The sequence below is a fragment of the Edaphobacter sp. FHG110511_03 genome, from assembly GCF_059115365.1.
This window is the reverse complement of record NZ_JBZYWL010000001.1, coordinates 541214-554597: the sequence shown is the minus strand read 5'-3', so window position 1 is coordinate 554597 and position 13384 is coordinate 541214. Positions and strand designations below refer to the sequence as shown.

Below are 13384 nucleotides of genomic sequence, written 5' to 3'. Positions count from 1 at the left end.
AAATAGTCCTCATCGCATAGCGCTTACAGTTCTCCCCGTTTTGAAAAAACCGTAATGCTCAGGAGGTCCTCCCATGCGTAGTCGTTTCATTTCTGCGATCTTTACTCTCTATCTCGTCCTACCCTGTGTGCTTCTGCGGGGTCAGTCTCTCGACACCACCATTCTGGGTACAGCTACGGATAGCTCAGGTGCTGTAATCCCCGGAGCCACAGTCACAGTCGCTTCTCCGGCTACAGGCATCAACAAAGTTGCTGTTACCGGCACCGAGGGCCAATACGCGATTCGCTATCTTGCTCCCGGCACTTACGACGTTACGATCGAGGCAAAGGGGTTCGCAAAACAGAAGAGAACCGGCATCGTCCTTGCGCTCAACCAGCAGGACAAGATCGACTTCACGCTGAACATTGGCGGCTCGGAACAGACAGTGCAAGTGGAAGGCGGGCAGCCCTTGCTGCAGAGCGAAAACGCCGCTCTGGGCGCGGTGATCGACGCCGAGCGCACACAGAATCTTCCCTTGAATGGGAGAAAGTTCAACGACCTCGCGGTGTTGACGCCAGGTGTAAGCGTCTACAATCCTGACCTGCACTCGTCGAGCACCGACGGCTCGGCGATCTCCTCGAATGGCGGCCGCTCCACCTGGGGTCAGGTGAACGTCGATGGCGTCACCATGGTTAACAATCGCCATGCCTATGTAAACCTGTTTCCTTCGATCGACGCCATTGAGGAGTTCACCGTACAGACCGGCAACTACTCCGCGGAGTACGGCGGCAGCGCCGGATCGAACGTGAACATCCAGCTGAAGTCAGGAACCAATCGAATTCACGGAAGCGCGTTTGAGTTCATCCGCAACGATGCGGTGGACGCGCGCAACTACTTCCGTCCTGCTCCGCTTTCGAAGAACGTGCTGAAGCAGAACCAGTTTGGAGCCACGGTCGGAGGCCCGATCATCAAGGACAGCACCTTCTTCTTTCTCAGCTACGAGGGTCTTCGCTCGATCGAGGAGTTTCCCTCGACAGCGAACGTGTTGACGGCGGCGCAGCGCAAGGGCGATTTTTCCGCCTCCTCTACACCGATCATCAATCCGTTTACCGGCAATCCTTATCCGAACAACCAGATTCCCGTAAACCCCGTCTCCGCGAACATCATCAACGCGTATATGCCGCTGCCCAACAGCAGTGGCAGCACGAATTATGCCGGTGTGAATTCTGGCCGTCTCGGCGTGAACCAGGGGATTGCTCGAATCGACCACAAGTTCAGCGAGAGCGATCAGATCTTCCTGCACTACATTTACGCTCTTCGAGATTTTCCGGTGACGGATGTGAATCCTAATTTTCATTTCACCGGCACGTATCCCATCCACAATGTTGCGCTGCAGTATCTCCATATTTTTTCGCCGCAGCTGCTCAACGAACTCCGGGCTGGAGTTAATCTCGAGCACGTGAAACAGGTGAGCACGCGGACAGGCACGGACTTTACTGTCGAGTCGCTTGGGATCAACGGCTTCAAGGTCGGTGGCCCGAACGGCCGGCCACTGAATCCGAACGAGGAGGGATTCCCGCTTCTGAACATCGCCGGATATCTCGGAATGGGAGACGACCTGGCGGCATCGAACCTCGATTACAGCCGGACGTATCAGCTCGCCGATAACCTCACGTGGACTCGCGGCAAGCACACGCTGATCTTCGGCACCGACATTCGCTATGTACTCGACGATGCGACGACGAACAATACACCCTTCGGAGAGATGGACTTTACCGGAGACATCACGGGTACCAGCGACAGCACGGGCGATCCTGCTGCCGACTTCATGCTCGGCTTTCCGCGCACCAGCATTACGCCAGAGGGTGTTCCGATCACGAAGTCGAGGCAGTGGCGCTCGGCCTTCTACGTGCAGGACAACTGGCGGTTCAACTCCAAACTGACGATCAACATTGGTATGCGCTATGACCTGTTCGCTCCGCCCGTGGATGTGAACAATGTCTCGCGCACGCTGGATTTCAGCGGAACTGCACCGTACGGCAGTGTTGCCCCGGTGTTCACTCCTGCGCCGGGTCAGCGGCTGAATAATATCTGGTCGATTACGCATAAGGATTTCGGACCCAGGATCGGCTTTGCCTACAGTGCGACATCTACGGTGGTGGTTCGCGCCGGGTACGGGATCTTCTACTATGGTGGTCAATTCGACAACATCAACATCCTGCAGTTGAATCCGCCTACGGCAGGCAGCCTCACCATTACCAATCCCAGCAGCAATCCGGTGGCGACGATCCAGAATCCCGTGCCGGCCTCGCTGTATCCCAAGGACCCGTTCTTCAACGCCGTCACGCTGCCTGCCGATCGTAAACATCCGGATCTCTACCTGCAAACGTACAACCTGACTGTCTCCAAGCAGTTCGGTTCGAATGTGCTGGATGTCAGCTATGTCGGCGTCAATGGCAGCCATATCGATAGCAGCATCAAGAACTTCAACTCGGCTGCTCCGGGAGATTTGGTCAATGATGTTCAGGGCAGACGGCCGTACAACACCTTTGCTCGCATTCGCTATCAGGACTTCGATGGCGCGTCGAGCTACAACGGCCTGCAGGTGCACTTCGAGCACCGGCTCACCAAGGGCGTCAGCTTCACAGCGGCTTACACGCTATCGCACGAGCTGGACAATCAAGCGTTTGATACGAACGGCGGAGGTTGCGGGTGCCAGGATCCGAGGAACCCACATGAGTGGGCAAACGGAACGACCGACCAGCGACACAATCTGTCCGTGGGATATGTGTGGAAGCTACCTACCTTCATCAAGAGCGGCACGACGGCGACGAAGCTCCTTGCGGATGGCTGGGCATTGAATGGACTTGTGCAGCTCGCCAGTGGAAATCCGTATGACATCCTGCAAAGCAGCGACGGACAGAATACGGATAATCAGTGGGAGCGCCCCAACCGCGTCACGGGCTCAAAGCTGAGCGTGGCGAACCGGACGATCGACAACTGGTTCAACACGGATGCGTTCACCCTCAGCACTGTGAACTTCGGGACCTCGACGCGTAATCCCCTGGTCTCTCCTGCAATCGACGTGGTGAACCTGGCGGTGATGAAGAACTTCGCAATGCCGTACAACGAGACGCATCAGCTCCAGGTTCGCTTCGAGGCCTTCAATGCCTTCAATACGCCACAGTGGTCGACGCCGGATGCCAACCTGGGAGACAGCACCTTCGGCCAAGTCACCTCAACCCGTTTGAACAACCGTGAGCTGCAACTCGCAGTGAAGTACCTCTTCTGAGGAGCGGCATGCAGCGCAAAAAGAGAAGGCGTCCTGGAATCTCAGGACGCCTTTTTCTGCATGATTCTGAGTAAGTTCAGGCCTCCTGCTTGGCCAGTGCGGCACGCATCTTTGCGGAGTCGTCCCAGGCGAAGCGAAGGGTTCCGGAGAGAGGTGCGGCTCCCATGAGGCGGACGCTTGCGAGGACGGCGCGAATCCACATAGGAGGCATGTGATTCTCCGAGGTCCAGAGTTCGGAGAGCGGGCGCATGCCGCCCTTGCCGTCGGGATGGTAGACGCGCTGGTCCCAGCGGCGCGAGCCTTCCGGGAAGTGCGGATAGTCGCGGATCGCATCGAGCGTGGATTGCAGGATGCGGTGTTTCCAGGGCTCGGCGTACTGCGGCATGTAGAGCACGTGGCTCTGGCGATCGCGGCGGATCTCGTGGACGAACTCGGTAAAGGAGGTCGCGCGAGTGAGATTGACGTTGGCATTGGGCTCGGCGCCGTGACGGTCGCCGCCGGAGATGACCAGCTGGTTCCACTTGCCCGCGAGCGTGGAGGCCTCGCGGTTTTCCTTCCAGTCGCGCAGGCCATTCAGCTCAAGCGCGTGGACGTGCTGTCCATGGACGGCGAGGAACTCGTTGACGAGAACATCGTGGCGCTGGCGGCCGACGCGGTAGAGATCCCAGATGGGGTGGTTGAAGACGATGAGCACCTGCGGGATCTCGGCCAGCTCGGCGAGGAGGTCGCGGAGAAGGTTCGGCTTGCGCTCGGCCACGGGGATGGCGGTGAAGGCGCGGAGCCGATCCATCCACTGCTGGCCGGTAGCGGAGGGCAGGTTATGGACGCCGATGTGAAAGGCGCTCTCGTAGAACGGGACGGTCCATTCGACCGAGACGGGAATGTGGCGCGCCGAGGAGACGGAGCGAAGAAGCAGAGGCGCGTTGATGTCGTCGTGGTCGGTGAGCGAGACCAGCGCCGGAAGCTGGAGGCGGTTCTCGATCTGCGAGCTCTCGAGGTCGAAGGCGATCCGCGGGGTCAGCGGCGGAGTCCAGTAGCCGTGGGCATAGTCGGGCCGGATGCCCGACAAACGGCCGCAGCGGTCTTCGGCCCAGCGCATGGCCTTGTTAAGAAAGCTCCAGTCGCGCGAGAGTTCGGCGATGAAGTCCAGCGTCTCCTGGGATTGATTGGTATGGCTGTGCAGCGAAACGCCGGTGGTAAAACCACGGGCGGCCTGGGGTTCACGCCATAGATATGAGATGGACGACTGGCTCATAGGGCCCTCCGAGCGTTCTATCTCGCTCGGAGGCAGTATGAAAGCGCATTGTGACAATGCGATAACTGCACCGAGAAAGGGGCTTCAATATTCATAAAAGGCCGTTAATCAGTTGGTTACCCGCGAAACTCTCGCCTGTCTCTGACTCTGAGAACGATGTATGAAGATGGGAATCGCAGAAGTCGATCGTATACGCGACTCGTTTCAGGCTGCTTTTGGGAGTGTGAGGTCGTGCACTCCTGCTCGCTTGCCCACTTTCAGCCAATTTAGAACCGGAACGGTGGTCATCGTCGTCACGAGTGCCATGATGACCAGCATCGTGAATAGGGTTGGAGAGAATACGTGCGCGTTATAAGCGATGTTGAGCACAATCAGCTCCACCAGGCCGCGCGTGTTAAGGAGTGCCCCGAGAGCAATCGAATTTCTCCAGTCGTATCCCGTCCAGCGCGCTGCAGCGACAGCTCCGCCGACTTTGCCAAGAACGGCAAGAACAAGAACGACTCCGGTCCAGAGCCAGACATGGAGTCCCGATAAAAGGTCCAGCCGTGTCCTCAATCCGGTCAGAGCAAAGAAAAGAGGCAGGAGGACGAGCGAGACTATCACGTCGAGCCGGGAACGGAGTGTCTGCTGCCAACGCCGGACCCGTGGAAAGCAAAGACCCGCCAGGAAGGCCCCAAACAGAGGATGAACCCCGATAGCATCGGTTGCCGCGGCTGACAAGAAGACGACTACAAGAATGAGCCCCAGCAGTTCATAAGAGAGTCTGATTTCGTTATTCCGCCGTGCGAGCCAGCTCCCGAGGGGGCGTACGACAAACAGCATGACGCAGAGATATACACCCAGCCAAAGAGCTCGATGCGAGATTGCCATGGAATTGCTTTGCGAAGGCAACAACGTCATGGCAATTGCAAGAAGCGACCACGCTGAGACGTCGTCGACAGCAGCGCACATCATGGCCATAGCCCCAAGCGGAGTTGAGTGCATCTGGCGCTCTTCCAGGATTCTTGCCAAAACCGGAAAGGCGGTAATGCTCATCGATATTCCCAGGAACAGGACAAAAGGGAGCTTGTCGACTCCAGTGGGAGCGAAGCGAGGATACAGCATGGGGGAAGCAAGAGCTCCCAACCCGAACGGAAGAACCATGCTCATCAGGCTTGCGAGCGTTGCGGTGAACTTCTGTTCCCGAAGATGCTCATAGTCGAGCTCGCTTCCGATCAGGAAGAGAAAGAGAATGAGCCCAAGGGTGCTGATCATCTCGAACAGACTGAGAGAGCTTGCAGGAAACAGATGCGAGAAAGCATGAGGCGCATACCGGCCCAGTACCGAGGGACCGATCAGAATTCCGCCAACGATCTCTCCAATTACCCTTGCCTGGCCGAGCTTGCGCGCAACCGCTCCACAGAGAAGACTTACGAGCAGGATGACGGCAATTTGAAAGATCAGAAGTGTCATGCTGTTCCCTTTTCTTCCGATCTTCCATGGCTCCGTCGTTTGTGAAGAAGGATCATCGCTTCGACAAACAGTAGCGCAAAGCCGGGAATCAACATGCGCGTGCCCAGCGCAGAGGGCCACAGGAACCGAAAATCTTTCGTCCAGTCAACGATCGTCAAAATGGACCCGCCAAAGAAAAGGATGGAGCCGACCCATCTTCGAAACCGCGTGGAGATCTCGTTCTCTTTGAAGTCGCGTCCTCGAACCTCCCGAACTGGAGGCCTGACCAAGCCCTCGTGGTCGTATATGGCGCAGCGCAGATCGGTACGCGTTTTTATCTGTTCCTGCGCGTAGTCGACAGCTTCCTGCAGAGTGTCGAACACTGTGCAATAAGGAGCTTCGGGAGCTCCGCCCTCAAAGCTGGAGTAATGAACGGCATATTCTCCAGGAACCATACGCTCATTCCACGTCTCAGGCTTGTGGCCGGCGTCGTAGAGCGGCAGTTGGCGTGGAGAGACCATGCCTCATTATCAGGCAGTGAGCTCAGGGGTTGTGATCATTGTGTGGAGGCGATATCCGGGCCGAGAATCTCCTGAGCGCTGGGGGCGGGATCTTTGGGAACGTCATGTGCCCCGGCCGCGCGGCGAGCCCGCTCTTGCAGGGCTCGTTCGTAGTCGGAGTTGAGATGGTTTTTCGTGAGGTCTTCTTTCAGAATCTCGAATGCCTCTTCCGGAGTGTCGACGAAGCGGAAGAGGTTCATGTCGGTGTGGGCGATGGCTCCCTTTTCCGCGAGGACGTCGAGGTTGATCACGGACTTCCAATAAGGCGTGCCGTAGATGATGGTGGTGATCTTCTTGGCGAGCTTATTGGTCTGCGCAAGGGTGAGCACCTCGAACATCTCGTCCAGGGTCCCGAAGCCGCCGGGAAAGATAACCAGCGCCTTGGCGAGGTAGGCGAACCAGTACTTGCGCATGAAGAAGTAGTGGAAGTCGAAGTTGAGCGACGGCGTGATGTACGGGTTCGGCTGCTGCTCGAAGGGAAGCTTGATGTTGAGCCCGATGGTCTTCGCCCCGGCCTCGTAAGCTCCGCGATTGGCGGCCTCCATAATGCCGGGACCGCCGCCCGAGGTGACGACGAAGCGATGGCGCGGGCCGGGAAGCGACTTGGACCAGGTAGCAAGCATGTTGGCGAGAGCGCGTGCGTCCTCATAGTAGGCGGCCATCTCGATGGCAGCCCCGGCGAGCCGCAGTCGCGCGCCCGTGGCCTTTCCGTGCTCGACCTCTTCGAGAGTGGCAGGCTGTTCGGGAGCCGGTTCCTTGGAGCCGGTATTGGCCAGCAGCTCAAAGTTTGCCGCCGCAACATCAAGCGCACGAAAGCGTGCCGAGCCGAAGAAGACGACGGTGTCCTGAATGCGCTCGCGGCGAAAGCGGGAGAGCGGCTCCTGGTATTCGGCCATGATGCGGAGGATGCGCGCATCGGGCGAGTTGAGGAAGTCGGAATTTTCGTAGGCGAGCGGAGCTTCTTCGAGGGGTTCGGGGATGCCAGGGGTGGCCGGATCTGTTGCAGGTGAGAGGTTCTTGTTGTCAGTTGCCATTATTTTGTAAATCCTCGCTGGCGGGGTCAGCCGCGATAGTCGCGATAGTGAACGGCTTCGGAGATGCCGATCCATATATCCAGCAGCCCCAGCCCGGAGATGATACCGCGCACGGCTCCGTTGTGCAGAAAGGCGGCGAGCGGGGGATGCGACTGGATGAAGAGGTTGTGGTCCCACACCCGCGTCCACCAGGGAAGCAGCATCACCAGGACGCCGAGATAAACGCAGAAGAGCACGAGCACAAAGAGAGAGAGGCGTTGCAGCCAGACCGGTGCCGCGGCGCGTCTGGTTTCGGCGGAACCGCTCGGAGGCGGCGGCAACACGTTGGGTTCGTGATCCGGGAATAGTTGGGACTGACCTGGCATCAAGCTCTCATCTTTGACCTTAGCAGAGGGGCTCCGCTGTTGTCTCTCTTCGAAGGCGCCCTCACATGGGTGAATTGCGGCTGAAGTAGAGTCGACGCGAATGAAAGAACTCGTCAGAAACGCCTTTTGGGGACGGGCTACCGCGTGGGGCGGCATACGAAACTCGACGATCTGCGTGGGGCTGATCCGCAGCCTGTCGGCCGGAAGATTGTGGCAGAGACCCGATCCGCATCGGTGGCGAGGCGGACGGTGGCTACTTTTTGCCGGACGATCTTGAGGGCATCGAATATTGCCTTTCGCCCGGGGTGAGCAGCGTTGCCGAATTCGAAAACCAGATTGCCGATCGGGGGTACTTCTGAGCGGAAGAGCAAAGGAGCTGCGAACCATGTCGGTCGCAGCTCCTTTGATTGATGGAAGAATTTACTGATCGTTGCCCTGAATCAGGTCTGTAGCAACGGGCTTGAGATATCCGAAGAGGCCGCCTGTTCCGTGATCGGGACCTGCGGTGAAGTAGAGCTCCGAGGCTGGCGCTCCGGTGGTGTCGTAGCTGTTTGCCGTGGCGCTGTTGGCCGGGGTGATGGACCAGATGCTGTTGATGGAGATCGGCTTGCCAGTCGCGTCTTCAAGCAGACCGTCGAAAGCGCCGGTTGCCAGGTTGTACGCGACGATGTATCCGCTGGACTCTGTCGTAGTGCCGCCAGCGAACTGGCCTACGAGCAGATCGTGGCTGAAGCGTCCGAACTCGAGCGGAGCCAGAGCAACTCCCCAGGGTGCGTTGAGCCAGTCGCCATGCTCGAGGCGGCTGAGCAGTTTGCCCTTGGAGGAGTAGATGTCGACGTAGCCGAGGCCCGGTCCGTCGGTCTCGACCTGCTGCCCCGGAAGATGCAGCGCGTAGGTGACCACAATATCGTTGCCGATGGTCTGCACGTTGAAAGGAGCGTAGAAACGCGGGAGGCGATCATCCGTGAAGGGGTTATTGTTGCCTCCGAAGAAACGATCGTTGTCGCCATAGGACTGATCTGAGTGGCCATGGTGGTCGTCGTTATCTTTCAAACTGACTGGCTTGAAGGTGGTGTCGAATACGTCGACACGGCCCTTGCCGAAGTTCGCAGCGTAAAGATAGTGCTGATTATCAACGGTCGCAGCGGTAAGGCCGGTATAGCTGGATTTGTCCTTGGCACGGAAGACGGTAACGGCGTTGGTGGAAGGTGGGGCTCCACCGGGAGCAACCGCAACGGTTGGATTCCATCCGACGATGGAACCATCGATGGTCGCAAAGAGGAAGGCGGAAGGCTTGCCAGGGGCGAGAAGAAAATCGGTCGGGCTGGAATTGGCGATCGTCCCGGTTGGAGTTCCAGCGGGGAAGGTCTTGTCGTTGGGATCGGCCTTCGGAATGGTTACGATCAGCGACTGCTTGGCCCCTGCACCGTTGTACAGCGTGCTGAAACCCGAGCCGGCATCGGAGATCCACCAGGGCGAAGCAGAGCTGCGGGAGAGTCCCCACGGATTAATGAGCTGCGGATCCGTGACAGGGGCTACTCCTGAAACGTTCGAGACGAGGTTGACCTGCGTGTAGTGTTGCGCGTGAACGACGGACGGCGTCAATGAAAAACCTGCTGCTGTGAAAAGAAGCAGCTTGGGAAAACCCTTCATATGGAACTCCTTGGAAGGTAAGGCCCGCAGAATTTGACCGATACCCTCCTGCCTGAGCGAAGCAGACAGGGATGGGCTCAACGACAGGCGGGAAGAAACTGTGTTGATCCTCGGTAAGCGTAGGGTCACTGCGGAGATTCGGTGTCACGGTCTTGTCATCCCTTCGTAAAACAATGACAGCCGAAGCTACGAAAGACCGCAGAGACAGGCATGCCGAGTTAACAGGTCAGCCGCCTCTTTTATTCCTGAAATTGCGACAATGTTTCTAAACAACGTCCGCAGATACTTCTCTGCTGTCTATGAAGAAATATGGGAATAAAAAAAGGAGCCGCGAGTATTAATGCGGCTCCCTTGCTTGAGGGATCAATCTTTATTGATCGTTGCCTTGTACCTGCTCAGCCGGGAGCGGAGTCAGGTATCCGAACAGGCCCGCGGTGCCCTGGTTGGGTCCAGCAGCGAAGTACAGTTGTGCGGCCGGTGCCTCGTCAGAGTCATAGCTGGCCGAGACAGGATTGGTGGGACTTGCACCAGCCGGGTTCGCAAAACTGATTCCCCATATTCCATTGATGGCGAGAGGCTTTCCGCTCGTGTCCTCCAACAGTCCCTCGAACTTGCCCGTTGCGAGGTCGTAGGCGGAGATGAACCCGGCTGACTGGGTCGTTCCTCCTGCTGCGAAGTTCGAGATCAGAAGACGGTGGCTGAACTTCCCGAAGTCGAGCGGCGCAAGCGCAATGCCCCAGGGGGCGTTGAGCCAGTCACCGTGCTCGAGCCGTCGCAGCAGCCTTCCATCCGACGAGTAAATATCGACGTACCCCAGACCCGGGCCAGGAGTCTCGAAGGGATTCCCGGCAAAGTGCAGCGCATAGGTAACGACGAGGTCGTTTCCTATCGTCAGCACGTTGAAAGGAACATAATTCCGTGGAAGTCGATCATCGGTGAAGGGCTTGTTGTTGTCGAAGATGCCCTGGTCGTCGAAGAAGGAGTCGTGATGCCCGCGCCCTTTCGTCGGCAACTTTACTGCTTTGAAGTTGTTGTCGTACACATCGATGCGACCCTTGAGGAAGTTGGCCGCATAGAGGTAGCGATCTCCGTCAATGGTGGCAGCCGTAAGTCCGGTGTAACCCGAACCAGCGTCGCCACGAGCAACTGTGACCGCATTGGTAGAAGGTGGATTCGCTCCCTGAGCTAATCCAACCGTGGGATTCCAGGCCGCAATGCTCCCATCGAGCGTAGCGAAAAGAAAGACGGCCTGTTTCTGCGGAGCGATCAGAAAATCTGTCGTACTCCCGTTGAAGATAGTTCCCGTAGGCGTGCCATGGGGAAACGTCTTGTCGTTGGGATCCGACTTGGGAATCGTGACGACCAAAGACTGTTTCACTCCAGGCCCGTTATAGAGTGTTGCAACTCCCGTGCCCTGATCGGAAACCCACCACACACTGCCTGGGCCACGCGAGATGCCCCAGCCGTTGACGAGTTGGGGGTCGGTGGCTTCGGCGGCGCCTGAGGTATTGGCGTCAAGGTTAGTCTGTGTGTAGTGCTGTGCAAAGACAGAAGGAGATAACGAAAGTACAAGTGTTATCCCTGCTGTCAGGCTCGGAATATATTTCATGATGATGTGCTCCTTTTACTGTTGTCCCGCGGGGCCCGTAAAAAGATGCTCCATGCCGGCAATAGAGCTGGAGCCAACGACAGGCGGGGAAAGAAGCTGTCCTTGGAATCCACGGTCAGCGTATGGGGCAGGATTGAGACCTGGTGTCATCGACTTGTCATCCCTTCGTCAAAAGAAGGAGACAGACGCGGCGAGATGCGAAAATAGAAGGAAATGCTGCAATTGATCACGGCCGGAAAACGGTTCGGCCAAAAACTGCTATTTGATGACGTGAACTGGCTGATTACGCCGGACGAACGCACAGGCCTGGTGGGCGGCAACGGCACCGGCAAGTCGACCCTTCTAAAGGTGTTGGCAGGCGTGGAGCATCTGGACTACGGCCAGCTGACGCGGGTGAAGGGCACGACCATCGGCTACCTCCCGCAGGACGGCCTCGCCATGCGCGGAAAGACCGTGTTTGAGGAATGCCTGTCGGTCTTCGATCATCTGCACGCGCTTGAGGCCGAGTCCATCGAGCTGATGACGACCATGTCCGAGAAGGACCCCAAATCGAAGGAGTATCAGGCTGCCGCCGATCGCTACTCCGAGATCGCCGACCAGCTCCACGTCCACGACATCTATACCCTCGACTCGCAGGTAGGCGCTGTTCTCGGTGGACTCGGCTTCACGAAAGAAGACTGGGATCGCAAGACCGAAGAGTTCTCCGGCGGATGGCAGATGCGCATCGCGCTCGCCAAGCTTCTGCTGCAGAAGCCGTCGCTGCTTCTGCTGGACGAGCCCACCAACCATCTAGATCTCGAAAGCCGCAACTGGCTCGAGAACTATCTGCACGACTATCCGAACGCGTTCATCCTTATCTCGCACGACCGCTACTTCCTCGACGTGACCGTCAACAAGACCATCGAGATCTGGAACAAGCGGATGCACACGTACCACGGCAACTATGAGAAGTACGTCACCCAGAAGGAAGAACGGCGCACGCAGTTGATGAATGCGTATAAGAATCAGCGCGACCGTATCGATGCGCTTGAGGCCTTCATCAATCGCTTCCGTTACCAGGCCACGAAGGCCAAGCAGGTGCAGTCGCGCATCAAAGAACTCGAAAAAATCGAGCGCATCGAAGTCCCCGAAGAGGAAGCGACGATCCACTTCACCATCCCGCAGCCTCCGGCCTCGGGCCGCACTGTCATCGAGGTGCAGAACCTCACCAAGGTCTACCCAACCCCCGACGGTAATGAAAAGACCATCCTCGACAACCTCAACTTCACCATCGAGCGCGGCGATCGCATTGCGTTGGTCGGAGCCAACGGCGCGGGCAAGTCGACACTCATCCGTCTGCTCAGCGAGCAGGAGGCTCCCACCTCAGGCACGGTGCGTTACGGACACAACGCGCTGGTCGACTTCTTTGCCCAGGATCAGTACAAGGTGCTCGATCCCAACGCCGAGATGCTGGAAGATATCGCTGGAGCGTCGCCGAAGGTGCCAGTGGTGGAGCTGCGCTCTCTCCTCGGCTGCTTCATGTTCTCCGGCGACGACGTCTTCAAGAAGCTCGGGGTGCTCTCCGGTGGCGAACGCAACCGCTACGCCATGGCGAAGATGCTGGTCTCTCCCAGCAATATGCTTCTGCTCGACGAGCCGACGAACCATCTCGACCTGCGCGCCAAGGATGTGCTGCTCGAAGCGATCCGCAACTTTACCGGCACGGTGCTCTTCGTCTCGCACGACCGCTACTTCATCGACGGCCTCGCCACGCGCGTCTTCGAGGTGGAAGACAAGCGCGTCCACATCTACCCCGGCAACTACGAGGACTACCTGTGGCGCAAGCAGGGCGGACCGGAGAAGGTGAAGGAGTCGCTGAGCGCCGACCTGAAGACACCCGCGCCTGCTCCCATCGTCTCCATACCGACGCCAGTAGTCGAAACCGCAGCGGCGGCTCCAATCAAACGTCTCAATCCCATCAAGCTTAAGCAGATGGAAGATCGCTTGAAGTTCGCAGAGGACCGTATCCCGCAGCTTGAGGCGGAGATCGAAGCCGCTGAGGAACGCCTGGGCAACTTCACCTCGGCGGAGCAGTCGCAGAAGGACGCCGCCGATCTGGAACGCCTGCGCAACGAGCGTACGGTTCTGACGGCGGAGTGGGAAGAACTGGCAATGGCGTTGGAAGAGCAGCAGGCTTAGTCCCAGTCTGCGAACTGAGAAAAAAATC

The 13384-nt window shown here is 58.0% G+C and carries 9 protein-coding genes; 2 read left to right on the top strand and 7 right to left on the bottom strand.

Going from position 1 to position 13384, the window contains the following annotated elements; translation table 11 throughout:
* The first annotated feature begins 73 nt into the window (after window positions 1-73).
* A complete protein-coding gene (locus AC5S26_RS02130; RefSeq protein ID WP_494183200.1) occupies window positions 74-3271 on the top strand; it encodes a TonB-dependent receptor in 3198 nt (1065 codons plus the stop codon).
* Between the two features lie 76 nt (window positions 3272-3347).
* Here the strand turns inward: AC5S26_RS02130 and AC5S26_RS02125 are convergent, their stop codons facing one another.
* The 7 genes from AC5S26_RS02125 to AC5S26_RS02095 all read right to left on the bottom strand — a co-directional run bounded on the left by AC5S26_RS02125 (window position 3348) and on the right by AC5S26_RS02095 (window position 11178).
* Entirely contained in the window at window positions 3348-4526 is a 1179-nt protein-coding gene (locus AC5S26_RS02125; RefSeq protein WP_494183199.1) for a hypothetical protein, read from the bottom strand.
* A gap of 204 nt (window positions 4527-4730) precedes the next feature.
* The gene (locus AC5S26_RS02120; protein WP_494183198.1) at window positions 4731-5978 is read right to left on the bottom strand and encodes a cation:proton antiporter domain-containing protein; all 1248 of its coding nucleotides are present in this window, start codon (window positions 5976-5978) and stop codon (window positions 4731-4733) included.
* On the bottom strand, window positions 5975-6478 hold the full coding sequence (locus AC5S26_RS02115) for a hypothetical protein (protein WP_494183197.1): 504 nt from the start codon (window positions 6476-6478) through the stop codon (window positions 5975-5977). Before AC5S26_RS02115 ends, AC5S26_RS02120 begins: the two co-directional genes overlap by 4 nt.
* A 35-nt stretch (window positions 6479-6513) precedes the next feature.
* Window positions 6514-7551 carry an LOG family protein gene (locus AC5S26_RS02110; protein ID WP_494183196.1) on the bottom strand — a complete coding sequence of 346 codons (1038 nt, stop codon included), beginning with the start codon at window positions 7549-7551 and terminating at the stop codon, window positions 6514-6516.
* A gap of 26 nt (window positions 7552-7577) precedes the next feature.
* Window positions 7578-7916: a hypothetical protein gene (locus tag AC5S26_RS02105; protein ID WP_494183195.1), complete on the bottom strand. Its 339-nt coding sequence runs from the start codon at window positions 7914-7916 to the stop codon at window positions 7578-7580.
* Between the two features lie 420 nt (window positions 7917-8336).
* Window positions 8337-9569: a TIGR03118 family protein gene (locus tag AC5S26_RS02100; RefSeq protein WP_494183194.1), complete on the bottom strand. Its 1233-nt coding sequence runs from the start codon at window positions 9567-9569 to the stop codon at window positions 8337-8339.
* Between the two features lie 370 nt (window positions 9570-9939).
* Window positions 9940-11178 carry a TIGR03118 family protein gene (locus tag AC5S26_RS02095; RefSeq protein ID WP_494183193.1) on the bottom strand — a complete coding sequence of 413 codons (1239 nt, stop codon included), beginning with the start codon at window positions 11176-11178 and terminating at the stop codon, window positions 9940-9942.
* 213 nt (window positions 11179-11391) lie between these two features.
* Between AC5S26_RS02095 and AC5S26_RS02090 the strand changes: the two genes are divergently transcribed.
* Window positions 11392-13356, top strand: coding sequence for an ABC-F family ATP-binding cassette domain-containing protein (locus AC5S26_RS02090; RefSeq protein WP_494183192.1), 1965 nt, complete (start codon window positions 11392-11394; stop codon window positions 13354-13356).
* The last annotated feature ends 28 nt before the right edge of the window (window positions 13357-13384 follow it).